This window comes from Streptococcus sp. 27098_8_66 (assembly GCF_041431945.1).
Lineage (GTDB): Bacteria > Bacillota > Bacilli > Lactobacillales > Streptococcaceae > Streptococcus > Streptococcus dentalis.
In genome coordinates this window covers 17433-37152 of sequence record NZ_JAPVYS010000015.1, presented here as the reverse complement: position 1 = coordinate 37152, position 19720 = coordinate 17433, and the positions used below count along the sequence as shown (strand labels likewise).

19 protein-coding genes and 2 tRNA genes are annotated in these 19720 nt (G+C 39.8%); 18 read left to right on the top strand and 3 right to left on the bottom strand.

Annotated features, from left to right (window positions below; all coding sequences use genetic code 11):
* Nucleotides 1-16: 16 nt before the first annotated feature.
* Nucleotides 17-90, top strand: a tRNA-Arg gene (locus O3642_RS09405).
* Between the two features lie 19 nt (nt 91-109).
* Nucleotides 110-183, top strand: a tRNA-Pro gene (locus tag O3642_RS09400).
* Between the two features lie 98 nt (nt 184-281).
* On the opposite strand, the gene O3642_RS09395 is transcribed toward O3642_RS09400, so the two are convergent.
* Nucleotides 282-815: a DUF402 domain-containing protein gene (locus tag O3642_RS09395; protein WP_003005798.1), complete on the bottom strand. Its 534-nt coding sequence runs from the start codon at nt 813-815 to the stop codon at nt 282-284.
* Between the two features lie 95 nt (nt 816-910).
* A complete protein-coding gene (gene recX, locus O3642_RS09390) occupies nt 911-1693 on the bottom strand; it encodes a recombination regulator RecX (protein WP_155171390.1) in 783 nt (260 codons plus the stop codon).
* 37 nt (nt 1694-1730) lie between these two features.
* Between recX and rlmD the strand changes: the two genes are divergently transcribed.
* The 13 genes from rlmD (at nt 1731) to O3642_RS09325 (ending at nt 16671) form a co-directional block, all read left to right on the top strand.
* On the top strand, nt 1731-3089 hold the full coding sequence (gene rlmD, locus O3642_RS09385; RefSeq protein ID WP_371605843.1) for a 23S rRNA (uracil(1939)-C(5))-methyltransferase RlmD: 1359 nt from the start codon (nt 1731-1733) through the stop codon (nt 3087-3089).
* A gap of 26 nt (nt 3090-3115) precedes the next feature.
* Nucleotides 3116-3352, top strand: coding sequence for a DUF1858 domain-containing protein (locus tag O3642_RS09380; RefSeq protein WP_003014300.1), 237 nt, complete (start codon nt 3116-3118; stop codon nt 3350-3352).
* Nucleotides 3349-4695 carry a DUF438 domain-containing protein gene (locus tag O3642_RS09375; RefSeq protein WP_371605842.1) on the top strand — a complete coding sequence of 449 codons (1347 nt, stop codon included), beginning with the start codon at nt 3349-3351 and terminating at the stop codon, nt 4693-4695. Before O3642_RS09380 ends, O3642_RS09375 begins: the two co-directional genes overlap by 4 nt.
* A gap of 2 nt (nt 4696-4697) precedes the next feature.
* The gene (locus tag O3642_RS09370) at nt 4698-4952 is read left to right on the top strand and encodes a DUF1912 family protein (protein WP_013903179.1); all 255 of its coding nucleotides are present in this window, start codon (nt 4698-4700) and stop codon (nt 4950-4952) included.
* A gap of 180 nt (nt 4953-5132) precedes the next feature.
* A complete protein-coding gene (locus O3642_RS09365) occupies nt 5133-5480 on the top strand; it encodes a helix-hairpin-helix domain-containing protein (protein ID WP_270298979.1) in 348 nt (115 codons plus the stop codon).
* Nucleotides 5481-5746: 266 nt separating this feature from the next.
* Nucleotides 5747-6325 carry a flavin reductase family protein gene (locus O3642_RS09360; RefSeq protein ID WP_371605841.1) on the top strand — a complete coding sequence of 193 codons (579 nt, stop codon included), beginning with the start codon at nt 5747-5749 and terminating at the stop codon, nt 6323-6325.
* Nucleotides 6312-6881, top strand: a complete 570-nt coding sequence (locus O3642_RS09355; protein ID WP_371605840.1) for a GNAT family N-acetyltransferase — start codon at nt 6312-6314, stop codon at nt 6879-6881. The genes O3642_RS09360 and O3642_RS09355 overlap by 14 nt, the downstream gene beginning before the upstream one ends.
* Before the next feature lie 29 nt (nt 6882-6910).
* A complete protein-coding gene (locus tag O3642_RS09350) occupies nt 6911-9562 on the top strand; it encodes a valine--tRNA ligase (RefSeq protein WP_371605839.1) in 2652 nt (883 codons plus the stop codon).
* An 87-nt stretch (nt 9563-9649) separates the two neighbouring features.
* The gene (locus O3642_RS09345; protein WP_371605838.1) at nt 9650-10831 is read left to right on the top strand and encodes a DNA cytosine methyltransferase; all 1182 of its coding nucleotides are present in this window, start codon (nt 9650-9652) and stop codon (nt 10829-10831) included.
* A gap of 9 nt (nt 10832-10840) precedes the next feature.
* Nucleotides 10841-12943 (top strand): sensor histidine kinase, encoded by a 2103-nt coding sequence (locus O3642_RS09340; protein ID WP_371605837.1) that lies wholly within the window; start codon nt 10841-10843, stop codon nt 12941-12943.
* Between the two features lies 1 nt (nt 12944).
* Nucleotides 12945-13775 carry a hypothetical protein gene (locus O3642_RS09335; protein ID WP_371605836.1) on the top strand — a complete coding sequence of 277 codons (831 nt, stop codon included), beginning with the start codon at nt 12945-12947 and terminating at the stop codon, nt 13773-13775.
* 23 nt (nt 13776-13798) lie between these two features.
* Entirely contained in the window at nt 13799-15019 is a 1221-nt protein-coding gene (locus O3642_RS09330) for a DNA cytosine methyltransferase (RefSeq protein ID WP_371605835.1), read from the top strand.
* 77 nt (nt 15020-15096) lie between these two features.
* Nucleotides 15097-16671, top strand: a complete 1575-nt coding sequence (locus O3642_RS09325) for a hypothetical protein (protein ID WP_371605834.1) — start codon at nt 15097-15099, stop codon at nt 16669-16671.
* Between the two features lie 66 nt (nt 16672-16737).
* On the opposite strand, the gene O3642_RS09320 is transcribed toward O3642_RS09325, so the two are convergent.
* The gene (locus tag O3642_RS09320) at nt 16738-17352 is read right to left on the bottom strand and encodes a TVP38/TMEM64 family protein (protein ID WP_003014334.1); all 615 of its coding nucleotides are present in this window, start codon (nt 17350-17352) and stop codon (nt 16738-16740) included.
* 182 nt (nt 17353-17534) lie between these two features.
* On the opposite strand from O3642_RS09320, the gene O3642_RS09315 reads away from it, so the two are divergent.
* The 3 genes from O3642_RS09315 to yhbY all read left to right on the top strand — a co-directional run bounded on the left by O3642_RS09315 (nt 17535) and on the right by yhbY (nt 19701).
* A complete protein-coding gene (locus O3642_RS09315; RefSeq protein WP_118095844.1) occupies nt 17535-18062 on the top strand; it encodes a YqeG family HAD IIIA-type phosphatase in 528 nt (175 codons plus the stop codon).
* Between the two features lie 2 nt (nt 18063-18064).
* The gene (gene yqeH / locus O3642_RS09310) at nt 18065-19171 is read left to right on the top strand and encodes a ribosome biogenesis GTPase YqeH (protein ID WP_049472983.1); all 1107 of its coding nucleotides are present in this window, start codon (nt 18065-18067) and stop codon (nt 19169-19171) included.
* A gap of 218 nt (nt 19172-19389) precedes the next feature.
* A complete protein-coding gene (gene yhbY, locus O3642_RS09305; RefSeq protein WP_003005853.1) occupies nt 19390-19701 on the top strand; it encodes a ribosome assembly RNA-binding protein YhbY in 312 nt (103 codons plus the stop codon).
* Nucleotides 19702-19720: the final 19 nt, after the last annotated feature.

The following is a 19720-nucleotide window of genomic DNA, read 5'->3' as shown; positions in this document are numbered from 1 at the left end:
AATTGAATAGGAATGAGCACCCTTAGCTCAACTGGATAGAGTACCTGACTACGAATCAGGCGGTTAGAGGTTCGACTCCTCTAGGGTGCATAAAGCGGTAGCTTTAGATCGGGAAGTAGCTCAGCTTGGTAGAGTACTTGGTTTGGGACCAAGGTGTCGCAGGTTCGAATCCTGTCTTCCCGATAGTGTATCGAAAAAGTCTAATGGTTGTCATTAGACTTTTTTTTGTAGTTATTTTTTTATTAATTTAAAAGAAAAAAGAGCTTGCGCTCTTTCCAACTTTATTTATTTCGCAGTTCAACATAACGGTTATACCAAATTTTGATATATTCCTCAGAAAAGGGACCTTTGTTTTGGTTTATCCAATCTACTAGAACCTTAACATTTTCCTTTAAAATAAAGTCGATGTCATCTGAATAGTGCATTTTTTCTTTATGCTGCTCGTATTCTTCAACATCTAACAATTTTTTTTCACCATTGGTAAAGACCTTGACATCGAGATCATAGTCGATATATTTTAAGGCTTCTTGGTCAATGTGAAAAGGACTTGCTAGGTTACAGTAGTAAGACACACCATTGTCACGGATCATGGCGATGATGTTAAACCAATATTTTTTATGGAAATATACGATCGCTGGTTCACGTGTAATCCAACGTCTACCATCACTTTCAGTAACAAGTGTATGATCATTTACTCCAATAATTGCATTTTCGGTTATCTTTAATACCATGGTGTCACGCCATGTTCGGTGTAAACTGCCATCATGTTTATAACTTTGAATTGTAATAAAGTCGCCTTCTTTAGGTAGTTTCATAACTTACCAACTTTCTACAATCTAAGTATATCCTCTATATTGTATCATATTTTTTCAAATTTTTTCTTATTTTTCTATTTAATTTTCAATTTGGTTTATGAATCTAAGTATTCTCTAATAGCTGACGTTATATCACTATAATCATATCCCTTTCTGGCCAGTGCTTGAGTTAAGCGTTGTTTGAGGTCATAGCCTTCATATTTTTTACTGTATTTACGGTATTGTTTTTCTAACTCTTTTAGAATGAGCTCATTGGTTGTTTCTTCATCTGTTTCGAGCTCGAGATTTTGGAATGCTATCTTTGCTTGATTGTAAGAAAAACCTTTTGAAATGAGTGCTTGGATGATTTTCGTTTCAATGGCTTTTAACGGATATTTTCCTTGGTATTTTTTTAGCAGTTTTATTGCGGTACGGTCGATCACTTCTGAAAAATCATAGTCTGCAAGTATTTCTTGAAGGATAGATTTTGGTATCCCTTTTTGTTGAATTTTTTGTTGTAATAAGAGAGGGCCCTTATCGCCACTGAGGAGGTTGGCTTCTATCAGGTTTCTTGCATATTGACGATCATCTAACCACTTGTCTTCTTTTAGGTGTTGGACCACTTTATCAATAATGCCACTTTCAATCTCATACTTTGTCAGGTAGTCTCTGACTTCTTTTGTTGTTCGAGCTTTAAAAGAAAGATGGTAAAGGGCCAGGTTTTTACCATAGGAGTATTGAGCAAACTCTTGGATTTCTTTTAGTTCCTCTTCACTGATTTCTTTCTCTTTGGAAAGAAAATATTTGACGATGGTGTCTTCTGTGATATAAAGTTTTTGATCATTGTCTAATTCAAGGAGGTAGAGTCTTTTTTTCTTTTCTAGTTTTGTAATTTTCATGTTTTTATTATACCGAAAAATGTGTTAAGATAGGGATATGAACGTTAAAGTAAAACAAAAAATTCCTTTGAAAATTAAACGAATGGGAATTAACGGAGAAGGGATTGGCTTTTATAAAAAAACACTTGTCTTTGTGCCAGGTGCTTTGAAGGGAGAAGATATCTTCTGCCAAATTACAAGTGTCAAGAAAAATTTTGCGGAAGCCAAACTCCTATCTGTGAATAAGGCGTCTAAGTTTCGTGTGACACCCATGTGTGATATCTATGAGACCTGTGGTGGTTGCCAAATCATGCATTTGAAGTATGACAAGCAGCTGGAGTTTAAGACAGATTTATTGCAACAGGCCTTGAAGAAGTTCTCACCTGAAGGATTTGAACAGTATGATATTCGGCCAACAATCGGAATGCAGGAGCCTCTTTACTATCGGGCAAAATTGCAATTTCAAACAAGGAAATTCAAGGGTCAGGTGAAGGCGGGCCTCTATGCTCAAAATTCACATTATTTGGTGGAATTAAAAGATTGTTTGGTTCAAGATTCGGTTATTCAAGCTATCGCCAACGATCTAGCGGATTTACTGACCTATTATCAGATTCCGATTGCTGATGAACGTAAAGAACTGGGTGTTAGAACCATGATGATTCGACGGGCTCGGAAGTCTGGTCAGGTTCAGATCATTGTGGTTACCAGTCGTCAGATTAACCTAAATAATTTGGTGCAAGACTTGGTCACGAAACACCCTGAGATTGTCACAGTTGCTGTTAATAAAAATACGTCTCGATCCAGTGAAATTTATGGGGAACAAACGCAGATTATTTGGGGAGAAGAAGCCATTTTGGAAGGGGTTTTGGATTATGAATTCTCCCTTTCTCCTCGAGCCTTTTACCAGTTGAATCCGGAACAAACTGAAGTATTGTATAGTGAGGCTGTCAAGGCTCTAGATGTTTCTCCAGAGGATCATTTGATAGATGCCTATTGTGGGGTTGGAACGATTGGGTTTGCTTTTGCTAATAGAGTGAAAAGTGTTCGGGGGATGGATATTATTCCTGAAGCGATTGAAGATGCCAAATACAATGCTAAACGGATGGGATTTGAGAATACCCACTATGAGGCTGGTACAGCAGAGGAGATCATTCCTCGCTGGTACCAAGAAGGCTATCGAGCTAATGCTGTGATTGTGGATCCACCTCGTACGGGCTTGGGTACAAAATTAATCGAGACCTTGTTGCAGTATGCACCTGAAAAGATGGTCTATGTCTCTTGTAATGTCTCTACTTTGGCACGCGATCTAGTGGCTTTGACGAAGGTTTATCAGGTTGAATATATTCAATCAGTGGATATGTTCCCCCATACTGCACGCACAGAAGCAGTTGTGAAATTAGTGAAGAAGAGAAAATGAACAGAATGAGTGAAGGAAATAGGAAAATGGACAATGTTATTGATGTATCGATTCCAGTGGCTCAAGTCATTGATCAACATCCGGAAGTATTGGATTTGTTGGTGGAGTTGGGCTTTAAACCCTTAGCCAATCCGATCATGCGCAATACAGTTGGGCGCAAGGTTTCTTTGAAACAAGGATCAAAATTAGAAGGTACGCCTATGGAGAAGATTGTGCGAACGCTAGAGGCTAATGGCTATGAAGTAGTGGGGCTAGACCAATGAGTGATGAACGAATTCATGTCTTAAGAGATATCTTATTAGAGCTTCATCATGGAGCTTCCCCTGAATCGGTTCAGGAACGGTTTGATGCGACTTTTGCAGGGGTTTCTGCGATTGAGATCTCCCTTATGGAGCATGAACTGATGAACTCCGATGCAGGCATCACCTTTGAGGATGTCATGGAGCTGTGCGATGTCCATGCCAATCTCTTTAAGAATGCGGTTCAAGGGGTCGAAGTAGCAGATACCGACCACCCTGGTCATCCTGTTCAAATCTTTAAACAGGAGAATCTAGCCCTTCGTGCGGCTATGATGCGGGTACGCCGCTTGCTAGACAATTATGAGACGACTGAGGATCCTGAGATGATTCAGGAGATTCATAAGGGATTGTTACGTCAGCTGGGTTTGGTGGGTCAATTTGACCGGCATTACCGTCGTAAGGAAGAGTTGATGTTTCCGATTATGGAAAAATATGGGCATGATTCCCCACCAAAAGTAATGTGGGGAGTGGATGACCAGATTCGGGAACTCTTTGCGCAAGCTTTGGATGCGGCCAAGAAATTACCGGATTTTAGTATTTCTGAAGTCAAGGAACGCTTTGAAGCCTTTGCGCAAGAGTTTGAGGGCATGATCTTCAAGGAAGAGTCGATCCTCTTGATGATTTTGCTGGAGGCCTTTACCCAGGATGACTGGCTCTCTATTGCAGAAGAAAGTGATGCTTATGGTTATGCCATTATTCTCCCAAGTGAGAAATGGGTGCCGAAACGTGTGGACTTCAGGGAAGAAGGAGCAAGAGAGTCAGAGAGTTCAACTGAACCGCTTCCTTCTTCAAAAGGAGATGAGCACCGTCAGGTCATTGAGACTCCTGAGGGACAATTGACGATTACCTTCACGCCTAAGAAAAAAGAAGAGAGCTTCGATCGCAAGCAGCCACAAGCTTTTGGTCATGGATTTTTATCGGTGGAGCAAGCGAATTTAATCTTGAACCAGTTACCAATGGAGATCACCTTTGTCAATAAGGATGATATTTTCCAATATTACAATGATGCTGCGCCTTTTGAGGAAATGATTTTTAAGAGGACGCCATCGCAGGTAGGACGCAATGTTGAGCTGTGTCACCCACCGAAATATTTGGAGAAGGTCAAAGCCATCATGCAGGGGCTTCGTGAAGGGAAAAAAGACAAGTATGAAATGTGGTTCAAATCAGAATCGCGTGGGAAATTTGTCCATGTTACCTATGCAGCCGTGCGTGATGAAGTTGGAGACTTTCAAGGGGTCTTGGAATATATTCAGGACATTCAACCTTATCGAGAGATCGATACGGATTTTTATAGAGGAATGGAGTAAAGATGAGTTACGAAACAGAGTTTATGAAGGAGTTTGAGGAGTGGATCAAGACCCAGGTCATGATCAATGAAATGGCTCTCGAAGAAAGTAAGAAGGTTTTTGATGAAGACCAGGACGAACGAGCTAAAATTGCCATGATTCGCTATGAAAGCCGTTTGGACGCCTATCAGTTCTTGCAAGGAAAGTTTGAAAATTTCCATGCTGGAAAAGGATTTCATGATTTACCAGATGGCCTCTTTGGTGAAAGAAAATATTAAAATGACCTTATTGAAGGCGTTTAACTAGCTAGATTTACCTGAAAATTGAGCAATGACTTGATTTTTTAGGGGATTGTGATACAATAAAAAAGTTGAAATGACATCAACGGATTTTTGAATGGAATGATAGTGATGAAACCTTGTTGCCTTAGGAATTGATCACTGAATTTAGGAGGAAAAATGGCAAAGAAGAACGTAAACCGTGCGAAACAATACAAACATCAAAATAGACATCTTTTGAAAAAAGCTGTCGCAACTGTAACTGCAGCTGTGAAAGAAGCACCTAAAAAGGTTGAGAAAGCTACAAAAGCAGTGGCGAAAGAAGTGAAACAAGCAGCTTCTTCAGTGGAAGAATTTGCTGCAAGTTTGGAAGGTGTAGCACTTGATCGTGCGCAAACATTCTATGATGAAGGTATTCGCTCTGTTGCGGACTTCGCAAACTGGACAGAAAAAGAGTTGTTGGCCCTTAAAGGAATCGGCCCAGCTACAACCAAGAAATTGAAAGAACTAGGCGTTAAATTTAAATAATCGCTTTTATGATTTCTTGCTATTTCCAGGAAAACTTGCTAAAATGAACCTATTAGAGGTGTTTTGAATCCCACATTTTACAGAAAGTGGCGGTGCTGAGAAGTCCACAAATGTGTCAGAACTAGTTGCTAATGGATGAAAATGAAATAAACAAAGTTGCGGGCATTGCCCGAAATTGGGTGGTACCGCGGATCAACACATTCGTCCCTGTCAGATTAATGACAGGGACGATTTTTCTTTTATCCCGCTAGCTGAAGGAGCTTGTCATGAAACAATCTTTTAACACCAGCAAACTCTACTACGGTTTTCCGATTTTCATCTTGGGGTATCAGGACCAGAACTTTGGGTACAATATCACGACTTGCAGTTCCTCTTATAGCTTGGGAGATTGGCTGGTCATCGGTGTTGGTAGTGAGGAAAATGCGGCTGACCAGATTAAGCATTATCAACAGTTCACTGTCAACATCCCTGATGAAAATCTCATGCTCCAGATGGAGCAGGCTGGTTTTATCAGCCATAGGGAGAAATTGAAACACTTGGGCCTTGACTATGAGATTTCTGAACGAACTCAGGCACCGATTTTAGAAGCTTGTCCAGTCGTTTTGGATTGTCAGGTGGATCGGATTATTGAGGAAGATGGCATCTGTCATATTTTTGCCAAGATTCTCGAGCGACTGGCTGATCCAGAGCTCTTAGATGACAAGGGGCATTTTAAAAATGACCGCTTTGCGCCAACTTACTTTATGGGGGACGGGCACCAGCGTGTTTATCGTTATCTAGATGACCGAGTCGATCCCATGGGGAGCTTTATGAAGAAAGCGAGGAAGAAGAATGACAAGAGCTGAGTTGCCAGATAAAATCGAAACGGAGCGTCTGGTCTTACGAGTCCGAACAGTGGCGGATGCTGAGGATATTCATGCTTATGCTAGTCTCCCAGAGGTTTCTTACCCAGCAGGCTTTCCACCCGTCAAGACCTTGGAAGATGAGATTTATTATCTAGAGCATATCCTTCCCGAGCGCAATCAAAAGGACAATCTTCCAGCAGGCTATGGAATCGTGGTCAAAGGGACCGATAAAGTAATCGGTTCTGTTGATTTCAACCATCGCCATGAGGACGATGTGCTGGAAATTGGCTATACCTTGCACCCAGACTATTGGGGCCGAGGTTATGTGCCAGAAGCAGCGCGTGCTTTAATAGACCTAGCTTTTAAAGAATTGAGTCTTCACAAGATTGAACTGTCTTGCTTTGGTTACAATGCCCAAAGTCAACGTGTCGCTGAGAAACTTGGTTTCACCCTTGAAGCTCGCATAAGAGACCGCAAAGATGCTCAAGGCAACCGCTGTGATGATTTGAGATATGGCTTGCTGAAGAGTGAGTGGGAGACTCAAGATCAACATTAAAAATAGAAATAACTAGAAAGGACACACACATGTCTAAAGAACTTTCACCTAAATACAATCCAGCCGAGGTTGAGGCTGGTCGTTACCAAAAATGGCTTGATGAGGATGTTTTCAAGCCTTCTGGCGATAAAATGGCTAAGCCTTATTCAATCGTTATTCCACCACCAAACGTAACTGGGAAACTTCACCTTGGTCACGCTTGGGATACAACTTTGCAAGATATCATCATCCGTCAAAAACGCATGCAAGGCTTTGATACACTTTGGCTTCCAGGGATGGACCACGCTGGGATTGCCACTCAGGCTAAGGTTGAGGAGCGCTTGCGTGGCGAGGGCATCAGCCGTTATGATCTCGGTCGTGAAAAATTCCTAGAGAAAGTCTGGGAATGGAAAGACGAATATGCCACTACTATCAAGGAACAATGGGGCAAAATGGGGCTCTCTGTAGACTACTCTCGTGAGCGTTTCACCCTTGACGAAGGTTTGTCAAAAGCCGTGCGCAAGGTCTTTGTGGATCTATACAAGAAAGGATGGATCTACCGTGGTGAGTTTATCATCAACTGGGACCCAGCAGCTCGTACAGCCCTTTCTGATATCGAGGTGATCCACAAGGATGTCGAAGGTGCCTTCTACCACATGAACTATATGCTGGAAGATGGCTCACGTGCCCTTGAAGTAGCAACAACACGTCCTGAAACGATGTTTGGGGATACAGCCGTAGCGGTTAATCCAAATGATGACCGTTATAAAGACTTGATTGGTAAAAATGTTATCTTGCCAATCTTGAACAAGCCAATCCCAATCGTAGGGGACGAACACGCAGACCCTGAGTTTGGTACTGGTGTGGTGAAGATTACACCTGCCCACGACCCTAATGACTTCTTGGTTGGTCAACGACATAATCTTCCGCAAGTCAACGTTATGAACGATGATGGTACCATGAATGAGTTGGCTGGTGAATTCAACGGTATGGACCGCTTTGAAGCACGTAAGGCTGTTATCAAGAAGTTAGAAGAAATTGGTGCCCTTGTTAAGATTGAGAAGATGACCCACTCAGTTGGTCACTCAGAGCGTACAGGGGTTATGGTTGAGCCACGCTTGTCTACGCAATGGTTCGTCAAGATGGATCAATTGGCTAAGAATGCCATTGCTAACCAAGACACAGACGATAAGGTGGAATTCTACCCACCTCGTTTCAACGATACCTTTCTTCAATGGATGGAAAATGTCCATGACTGGGTGATCTCTCGTCAGCTCTGGTGGGGTCACCAAATCCCTGCTTGGTACAATGCTGAGGGTGAAATGTACGTTGGCGAAGAAGCGCCAGAAGGTGACGGATGGAAACAAGACGAAGATGTCTTGGATACGTGGTTCAGTTCTGCCCTCTGGCCATTCTCAACTATGGGCTGGCCGGATGTCAACTCAGAAGACTTCAAACGTTACTTCCCAACGTCAACCTTGGTAACAGGTTACGATATCATCTTCTTCTGGGTGTCTCGTATGATTTTCCAATCATTGGAGTTCACAGGTCGCCAACCATTCCAAAACGTCCTTATCCACGGTCTCATCCGTGATGAGCAAGGACGCAAAATGTCTAAGTCACTCGGTAACGGGATTGACCCAATGGATGTCATCGAGAAATACGGTGCCGATGCCCTTCGTTGGTTCCTTTCAAACGGTTCTGCACCAGGGCAAGACGTGCGTTTCTCTTACGAGAAAATGGATGCGTCATGGAACTTCATTAACAAGATTTGGAACATCTCACGTTACATCCTCATGAACAATGAAGGTTTGACCTTGGAGGTGGCGCGTGAAAATGTAGCTAAAGTGGCTGCTGGTCAAGCAGGTAACGTGACAGATCGTTGGATTCTCCACAACCTCAACGAAACGATCGGTAAGGTCACTGAAAACTTTGATAAGTTTGAGTTTGGTGTGGCTGGTCACATCCTCTATAACTTCATCTGGGATGAGTTTGCGGACTGGTATGTTGAGTTGACTAAGGAAGTGCTTTACAGCGATAACGAGGACGAAAAAGTTATCACTCGTTCAGTTCTTCTTTACACCTTGGATCAAATCTTGCGTCTCCTTCACCCAATCATGCCATTCGTAACTGAAGAAATTTACGGCCAAATCTCTGAAGGAACGATCGTGACTGCGGAATACCCAGTGGTTCGTCCAGAGTTTGAAAACGAAGCAGCAGCAGCCGGCGTTGAAGCTCTTAAAGATGTGATTCGCTCCGTTCGTAACTCACGTGCAGAAGTGAACGTAGCGCCAAGTAAGCCAATCACTATCTTGATTAAGACAAGCGACAGCAAGCTCGATACCTTCTTCAATGATAACGTCAACTACATCAAACGCTTCACAAACCCAGAACACTTGGAAATTGCAGCAGATGTCGAAGTACCTGACTTGGTTATGTCAAGCATCATCACGGGGGCAGAAATCTACTTGCCACTTGCTGACCTTCTCAATGTCGAAGAAGAATTGGCTCGTCTTGAAAAAGAATTGGCTAAATGGCAAAAAGAACTGGACATGGTTGGTAAGAAACTTAGCAACGAACGCTTCGTAGCCAATGCCAAACCAGAAGTCGTCCAAAAAGAACGCGACAAACAAGCCGACTACCAAGCCAAGTACGACGCAACCGTAGCACGTATTGATGAGATGAAAAAACTCGTTAAATAAACACAGAAACACGGCGGTATGCCGTGTTTTTTACTTTAATTTGTGATAAAATTGTAATAATAAATTTTAATGACTGAAAGAGAATTTATGAGATACATAGATTTATTTGCAGGGTCCGGTGGTTTATCCTTAGGGCTTTATAACGCTGGTTTGCATGGAATATTTGCAGTTGAAAGAAATAAAGATGCTTTTAGTACCTTAAAATATAATTTAATTGAAAGAAAAAATCATTTTTCATGGCCGAATTGGCTTGAAATGAAAAATTGGGATATAAATGAACTTCTAGAAGTTCATAGTAAGGAACTTGCTGGATTAAACGGTTCCGTTGATCTAGTTGTAGGTGGTCCACCATGTCAAGGATTTTCTATGGCAGGAAAGAGAAAAAACGATGATATCAGAAATCAATTAATGCATTCGTATATTGAGTTTATCAAATTAGTTCAACCTACTATGTTATTTTTTGAAAATGTTCAAGGATTTACTGTAGGGTTTAAGGATCATAAGGATAAACAAAAATATTCTGATATTCTTGTTTCGGAGTTACATGAATTAGGATATAACTTAGACTATAAAATTGTTACTATGTCAGAATATGGTGTTCCTCAAAATAGGAAACGATTTATTCTATTTGCGTCAAAAAATGAAGCATATGAAGCTTTTTTTGACGAATTATTTAAAAATAAAGATTGTTTTTTGAGAGATAGAGGACTAAAAATACCAATTACAATTTCTCAAGCTATTAATGATTTGAAAAAAAGTCATGGAGAAATTGATAGTAAAGATACTAAGGGATTTAAGAATGGGAAGTATGGTCGAGCAACTTCAGCATATCAAAAATTGATGAGATCTGACATTGAACGAGGCTCTTTCCCCGATAGTCATCGATTCGCGAAACATAAAAGTGAGACAATAGATTTATTTGAACGTTTAATGGCTACTTCTGAACAGAGTATTCGGATTACTCCCACTATGAATCTTGTAGAAGGTTTAAAAAAACGTGGAGTCACACCATTAAAGAAAAATTCGATTTGTAATACGATCACCTCCATTCCAGACGATTATATACATTACGATGAACCAAGAATCATGACTGTTAGAGAGCATGCTAGAATTCAAAGTTTTCCAGATGACTATGAATTTAAAGGACCATATACAACAGGAGGAGAACGACGAAAAACGGATGTTCCTCGATATACTCAAGTCGCTAATGCTGTTCCACCTTTGTTTGCGGAACAAGTTGGAGAAGTTCTTTTGAAAATCTCTGAATAAGGAGTTAAGATGGAAGAAAAATTACACTTTAAAGTAAGTTCAGGTTTAAAGGATATAATTGGTAAAGACCTGATTACAAATGAATTAGTAGCTATCTTTGAGTTAGTAAAAAATGGTTACGATGCTGAAGCAACAGAAATTAATCTTATTATAAACAGTTATGAAAATTACATTATCATTCAAGATAATGGTAAGGGAATGAATCGGGATGATATTGAAAATAAATGGCTGTTCGTTGCTCATTCAGAAAAAAAAGATAGCGATAAGGTATATGCTGGTTCTAAAGGAATAGGTCGTTTTTCTTGTGATAGATTAGGAACTAAGCTTAAGCTTATTAGTCATAAAGATGATGAAATAAGTGAATTAGAAATTGATTGGGGTGAATTCGAAAAGGATTCTCTAACAAAATTTGAAGAGTTGGATGTCACATATACTAGCTTAGATGTAGTCGAAGATAGCTTTATTCAAAAATCAGGGACTATCTTAACCATCTCTAAATTAAGAGAGACTTGGGACTTAAATAGAGTTAATAAGGTTATATCGGCGCTTCAAAGACTTGTAAATCCATTTGTAGATGATGGTAAAATAAAGATTAATGTTAAGTATATTTCATCCTCTTCAGGAATTGCTGAGTTGGATGAGTATATTAGTAATAATGTTGCTTCCGTTTTAGATAAAAAAACAATTTATATTGAGTGTGAAATAAAAGAAAAGGAAATTAGTATCACACTATATGATCAAGAAAAGATAATTTATTCTTTTAAAGTCGAGAATTATACAATTTTAAAAGATATTTATTTCAAAATTTATTATTTAAGTACAGCAGCAAAGAACAATTTTACAAGAATAATGAAGACGGAACCTAAAAACTATGGGTCGATTTTCTTATATAAAAATAATTTTAGAATTTTCCCATACGGAGAGGTTGATTTTGATGCCTTTGGTCTAAACTTACGTAAGACACAAGGTTTTAATAGATATTTAGGACATAGGGAATTGCTGGGTTGGATTAATATAACAGATTCTGAAAATCATTTTAATGAAGTTACATCTCGTGATAGAGGATTTGTTACTAATTCTTATACTATAGAATTTGAAAAAGTATATATGGAACTCGTTCATAGACCATTAGAATCCTATATACAGTTAATAAAGTTTGGAAATAGTGATATTGATGAGATAGAAACTGATGACACTGATGCTATCCAAAAGCTAGTTCAAAGATTTAAAAAGTATAAGTTTATCGTTGCTCCAAGAGTTTATGAACTTCCGAAAATAGCACAACCATTAGAAAAAAAATTTGATCTTCTTGATGATATAAATACAAGTATTTCTGAAAAAAAAGAGATTCAAAAAAATTTGAAAAAGGCTACTATAGAGTTAAGAAAAGAAAATGAAGAAGTAAAAAAAGAAAAACAAAAAATTGATAAAGAGAACAGCCGTTTAAAAAATGAAATTAAGATTAAGGAAAAAATAATTTCAAATGAGAAACCAGCTCGACAAGATATGCTATTTCATGAGTTAGGTAAAGCTAGTAAGGAATTAAATGCTACCTTAAAAAAAATGATTCGATTAATGAGTTCTGAAGAATATGAAAAGTTTTCAAATTCAATCTATAAAATTAGAAGAACATCTGATAAACTATCCTCAATAAAAAAACAAATATTACGATTAAATTTTGAATCTTTCAGTAATTTTGAAAGAATAGAATTAAAATCGTACATAAAAAGTTATGTTGATAATTTAATTGATGATACAGTAAAATTAAACGTTAACTTGGGAACTGGAGAGCTATACCAAAACATAAATGTTTATGATTTTGGTACTTTACTGGATAATTTAATAATTAATGCTCAAGAACGCAATGTAAAAGAAATACATATTTTTTTTAATGAAGATAATAAAATAATGCACTTTACTTCAGATACAGGACCAATTGATATTGAGCCTATTGAAAATATATTTAACATTGGAGTAACATCAAAACGGAGAGGAACCGGGCTAGGTATGTATATTTGCCAGCAAATTTGCAAGGATTTTAAATGGAGAATATCAGTTCGCCAACTAAATAATAACATAGTTGATTTTCAAATTGAGTTTAGCGAGGTTTAAATTGAGACAAGAAATAAATATTCTGTGGTTGGAGGATGATTTAACCATGGATGCCCATACTTATAGAAAAGAGCTTGTAGAGGATATCTTAAAAGATAAAGGCTATGAAGCACGAATTAAAGAGTTTAGAACATTCGAAGATGCAAGAAGAGAGTTAGTTTCAGTTAAAAGGTATGATTTTTTTATTTCAGATTTTAATTTAGATGCATCTGAAACCGGTTTGAATTATCTTGAGGAAATAAGATCTAAAAATGGATTCAAACAATTTGTTATTTTATATTCTAATAATGACTATACCACTATAAAATCAGATGTTATCAATATTCTACAACAAAAGAATCTAGATATTTTTTCAAATTTCACTTTCTTTTCTGTTTCTGATAGTTTAGAAGAAAAACATTTTGAAGATGCAATTAATGTTATTCTTTGTCGCTGGGACGAATTAAATGCGCTTCGTGGTAGATTTATGTGTGAAAATGCAGAAATCGAACATTTATTACGGGAAAAACTAGAAGTGACTCCAGAAAATGATTCTTATAGAGAAAATTTTGATAGATTTTTTAAAAAAAAGGTCAGACTAAGTAGACCTAACTTGACACCTGATAAAAAAAGAAAGTATGAGTCTTTAAAACAAAGATGGTCCGATCTAATTGATAAAAGAAATGCCCTTGCACATGTAGAAGAAGGGTTTACATCCGAGGAAGGATACTATATTTGTTCACTTAAAGATGCCTCTATAAAAATTATGGAAAGCAACTTGGATGAAGAACGTCGTAATTTAGTATCTTTGAAAAAAGATATAATAGATTTTTTGAATAAAACTTACTACTAATTTTCTAGAAAGCAGGTTACTACATGACAAATTCTGTAAGTTCGAACCGACCTGAGAAGTACAACATTGCAGCTTTCTTCTCAGGTGTTGGGGGAATTGAGTTGGGATTTGAACAGACCAACGAGTTCAGAGTGGTGTATGCCAATGAATTTGATAAGTATGCGCGTCAGACTTATCGTTTAAATTATCCAAATACGCATTTGGATAGTCGTGATATTCATGCTGTGCAGCCGGAAGACATTCCAGCTGAGCGCGTGGATGTGATTATGGGAGGATTCCCTTGTCAGGCCTTTAGTATTGCGGGTTACCGCAAGGGCTTTGATGATGATCGTGGCGATCTTTTCTTCGAATTGCTTCGCATGATTGAGGGGCGTAAACCCCGTGCCATTTTCATCGAAAACGTCAAGAATATGGTTGGTCATGACCATGGGAATACCTTCAAGGTTATTCGTGAAGCCTTGACCGAGAACAACTATTTCATCAAGTGGAAGGTCCTCAACGGGAAAGACTATGGAAATATCCCACAAAACCGTGAACGGATCTACATTGTTGGTTTTGATACCAAAGAAGCTTATGACTTGTTTGAATTCCCAGAGGAAATCAAGCTGACAACGACTTTGGCTGATGTTATTGATTTTGGTGCCAAGCCAGATGAAGCCTACTATTATCGAGAAGGCAAGCAAAATTTCTATCCTGACCTCAAGGCCAATGTGACCAGTCAAGATACGGTCTACCAGTGGCGTCGTCAATATGTTCGGGAGAATAAAAGTGGCGTTGTTCCAACCTTAACGGCCAATATGGGAACAGGTGGGCACAATGTTCCGTTGATCTTGACAGATAGTGGGGAGATTCGTAAATTAACACCAAAGGAGACCTTCAATGTACAAGGCTATCCAAAGACCTTTAAGTTGCCTGAGGGTGTTTCCAATGGTCAACTTTATAAACAGGCTGGAAATAGTGTGGTTGTCCCTGTAATTAAACGTATTGCAGAGCGGATTGCTTTTGCCCTTAATGAGAGCAATGGGCTGTCTCAACTGGATCGTTCCGGAAAATTTGCCATTATCTATACCAAGATGAATGGACAGTTTGAAGGCCAATCTTATGTGAAAGATTTTGTCTCCACTTATGAGGAGGCAGAGAAGAAGATTGCGTCCTATGAGGATGGTCTTGCTATTTTATCAGATGAGGATTATTTCAGATTGGTAAAAAAACGTGGCAATTTGGAGTTTTACAGCATTATTTAACGAATTATATAAGTAAGGGGACTAGTGAAAATCTAGTCTTCTTTTGATATACTTAAATAAGAAGTGAGGAATGAATGATGTGGGAAAACCTTAAACATGAACAAAAAGAAAAATACAAGACGCTCATTACCAACTTTGCTAGTCTGAGTGAGGCATTTTCTCAAAAGGCAGAAGCCGAAGATTCTAATGATCGAGAAAACTACGTTGCTCCGATAGTCAATTCAAAATTCCAAGAGACTGTTTTCCAAAAAGCTTTTCATGCTGTTGGTGAAGATATTGCAAACACCTCTTATGATGCTTCGCTGGTCGTTGACGAGCAACATAAGTATTTGGTTGGAATTAAATCCTTTGGTTTGGACTCAGGGGATCAAAAGATTGCTCAGTTCAAGAAAGATTCACAGTCTTGGAATGAGTTATTGAGCGAAATTCGATTTCATGCGGATATTTCACCGGACAAGGAAACAGCTGATAAAGAAAATGATGCCCGCTATGAAAAACTGGCCCGTGAGATTGCGACCTTGCGAAATCAACGGATTGAATCATCCAAAGCACTCATAAAAGGATTTCATTCTGATGCTGGTCATGTAGAAGCCGTCTATCATGTCTTGATGCCGACCTCGAAGGGTCACAAACCTCAGATCCATGTAGGAGAGACGACTTATTTGCCCGTTGATTTGGACCATCTCAAAATTTTAGGATCAACAACCAAGAACAATCCGACAAATTTCCGTTTCACAGATGGTCATCATGATTACAAATATACGGCTGCAGATAGTCAGCTCCATATGACTTTTAGGAATAAGGAGATTGTGGTTGATACTTGGGATGTGAATTATGTTGAGGATCCCTTTTATCTCTTTGAACACCTTCACTTATTGACCTCAGAAAAAAGTGATTCAGATATTCTTGAGACGGTGTCGTGGGTGATCACAGATAAGCACGGAAATGTAGAAGAAAATTCGGGCTTTAATGCCTTTAATGGTGGATCAAAATTGGCCAAAAAAGAGCGCTTGCCACGGATTTTAAAGATTCAGGACAAATTTAAAGACAGTCTCGCTCCAGAAGAACTAGCCTTTGTGACCTTTTCTTTAGAAGAAATCCTCTTGAAAAAATGGTCTACCAAGGAAGAAAAAGCCCAGATGAAATCTATTCGCGAGGACTTGATTCGCTTTGTAAACGAGACGGGGAATGAAAAACTAATCAAAGAAATTGAACAGCTGGTATATCGTCCAGTCAGTGAAGTGTATATTCCTCTTCCAGACTCCAAACATTTTCATGAGGAGCGTCCGGACTTTTTTGGTAAAGATATTGGAAGGTTTGAGCCAGGTACAAGTAAACTTGTGCTCCCAAAAGAAGAACGGACCTTTAAGCTACGATTTTTATCATCAGGTGATGTGATTACGGCCTATATCAACCAAGAAGCTGGGAAGGCCATTCAATCAACTGATAAGCAAGAAATTCTTGGCAATTGGATTCTTCGTGGGGTCTTTCAGCTAAAAGATAGAGAGATCTTAACGGGTAAGAAACTGTCTCAACTAGAAATCAATGGTATCCGTCTTTCCAAATTCAAAAACGGTGAAATTGGCATTGACTTCATCTGGATTGATGTGGACAATCCTCCTGCAGATGCGATTGGTTGGGTTGCGAAATAGAGAGTAATAAACTATTCATAGGACTACAAAAACACCACCACCTAGTCTTAGGGGTGGTGTTATGCTTTAGACCATTTTCCAGAAATAATCGATGATATAGGTCAGGCCATAGGTGTAGATGACAAGGGTGATAGGTTTGCAGAGGATGATGATGGTCATGTAGCGTTTGAAGGTCATATTGGTCAGACCTGCCAGCATACAGATGAAGTCGGCGGGACTAACCGGCCAGATCATCATGAAGATAAAGAAGCGATCGAACCGCTTGCCTTCATTGAGCCAGCCAATGTACTTGTCGTAGGTCTTCTGACTGACCATAGATTGGACGAACTTAGGCCCGTACATTCTGGCTAGGTGGAAGATAATGGCACAGCCAATCACTATCCCGATGTAGTTGTAGATGGTACCAATGATGTGGCCATAGATAAAGACACCAGCGACAGATGTCAGGGCGCCAGGAATAATAGGGACCACTGTTTGAAGGATCTGAAGAAAGATAAAGAGAGGTGGTCCAAAGATGCCTGCTTGGAGAATAAAAGCTGACAAGGTTTCTTTGGATTGAAGGATGCCAGAAAAGTAGGCCCAGATACAAAAGGCCAAGGTTGCGAGGGCCCCAATAATGGATGACCAATTGATGATGCGCTGGAGAAGAGGAGAGACCTCTTTTAAGCTTGTTTGTTTCATAAAAAATTCCGAGTTCTTTTTCTTCTACTATACCATGTTTTTGGAACTTTGTAAGTATTTTGTCTATTTTTTGAGTAGTGAAAGCGACCTGATTGGAGTCTGTCGCTGTTTTAGTCGTGAAGCGGGTGCAAAATGGGCCTTTTTATGCTACAATGAAAGGAGTATAAAAAATGGAGAAAAACGTGTCAATCGAAAATTACAAACCAGATTTTGCGGTGGAAGCAGCCTATGATCTCACCGTTACAGACTTGAAAAAACAGGGTATTAAGGCGGTCCTTGTGGATTTGGATAACACCTTGATTGCTTGGAATAATCCGGATGGGACTCCCGAGATGCGCCAGTGGTTGCATGACCTTCGTGATGGGGGGATTCGGGTTATCGTGGTATCTAATAATAGTCCCAAACGGGTCAAGCGCGCTGTTGAGAAATTTGATATTGACTATGAAGCTTGGTCGCTTAAGCCCTTTACCTTTGGGATTGATCGTGCCCTCAAACGTTTCCACTATGAGAAAAATGAAGTGGTCATGGTCGGGGATCAACTGATGACGGATATCCGGGCTGCCCATCGTGCAGGCATTCGTTCGATTTTGGTCAAGCCTTTGGTCGAGCATGACTCGATCAAGACCCAGATCAACCGGGCGCGTGAACGCCGTGTTATGAAGCAAATGGCCGAGAAATATGGTCCGATTGTATACAAAAAAGGAATTTAAGAATGGAAGAATTATTCTGTATCGGCTGTGGAGCCCCCATTCAGACAGAAAACAAAGAGGGGCTAGGCTATACTCCCCAATCAGCTCTTGAAAAAGGCTTGGAAACAGGAGAAGTCTATTGCCAACGCTGTTTCCGTCTGCGTCACTACAATGAAATCACAGATGTGCATCTGACAGATGATGATTTTCTAAAGCTCCTTCACGAGGTAGGAGATAGTGATGCACTCGTGGTCAATGTAGTCGATATTTTTGACTTTAATGGCTCCGTCATTCCTGGCTTACCTCGCTTTGTAGCAGGAAATGATGTCCTCTTGGTCGGGAACAAAAAAGATATCTTGCCCAAGTCTGTCAAGGACAGCAAGGTGACCCATTGGTTGATGGAGCGAGCACATGAAGAAGGGATGCGTCCTGTCGATGTGGTCCTCACCTCTGCTCAAAACAAGAGTGCTATCAAGGACTTGATGGAAAAGATCGAACAGTACCGCAAGGGCCGTGATGTCTATGTGGTGGGTGTGACCAACGTAGGGAAATCGACCCTCATCAATGCGATTATCCAAGAAATCACAGGCGATAAGGATATTATTACAACTTCTCGCTTCCCAGGGACAACACTGGACAAGATTGAAATCCCACTGGACGATGGATCCTACATCTACGATACACCGGGGATTATCCATCGCCACCAGATGGCTCACTACTTGACGGCGAAAAACCTCAAGTATGTCAGCCCTAAAAAGGAAATCAAGCCTAAGACTTATCAGCTCAATCCAGAGCAAACCCTTTTCTTGGGTGGCTTGGGACGTTTTGACTTTATTAAGGGAGAAAAGCAAGGTTTCACCGCCTTCTTTGACAACGAACTCAAGCTTCACCGAACCAAACTCGAAGGAGCGACTGCCTTTTATGACAAGCATGTCGGTGGCTTATTAACTCCACCTAATAGCAAGGAAAAAGAAGAATTCCCGCCCTTGGTTTCTCATGAGTTTACCATCAAGGATAAGACAGACCTGGTCATCTCAGGCCTCGGCTGGATCCGCGTCAATGGAGAAGCCAAAGTAGCCGTCTGGGCACCAGAAGGCGTCGCCGTCGTTACCCGCAAAGCTATTATTTAAAAATTTGAAAGGAAATAGTTTCTTTATAGACTGGGCGAATGCAACGAGCCTAGAAAGGATACTTTTCGCTGTGGTGAAAGCCTAAGTAGATATTTTACTACTTAGGCGCGGAAAATTTGAGACTTTAGGCTCAAATTTAAGTCATGAAACTCCGCTAGGAGGTCGCTGACGACCGCCACCACATCAGAAAAGTATCAAAAAAGAAACAATGAAAAAATATGACATTAACATCCAAACAACGGGCTTTCCTCAATAGCCAAGCCCACAGCCTCAAACCCATTATCCAAATCGGGAAAAATGGGCTCAATGACCAAATTAAAACCAGTGTGCGCCAAGCGCTAGATGCGCGTGAACTCATCAAGGTAACTCTTCTTCAAAATACGGATGAGAATATCCATGAAGTAGCAGAAATCTTGGAAGAAGAAATCGGTGTGGAAACGGTCCAAAAGATTGGTCGGATTCTCATCTTGTTTAAACAATCGAGCAAAAAAGAAAATCGTAAAATTTCAGCGAAGGTAAAAGAAATTTAGGACATCGAGGAGAGCAAAC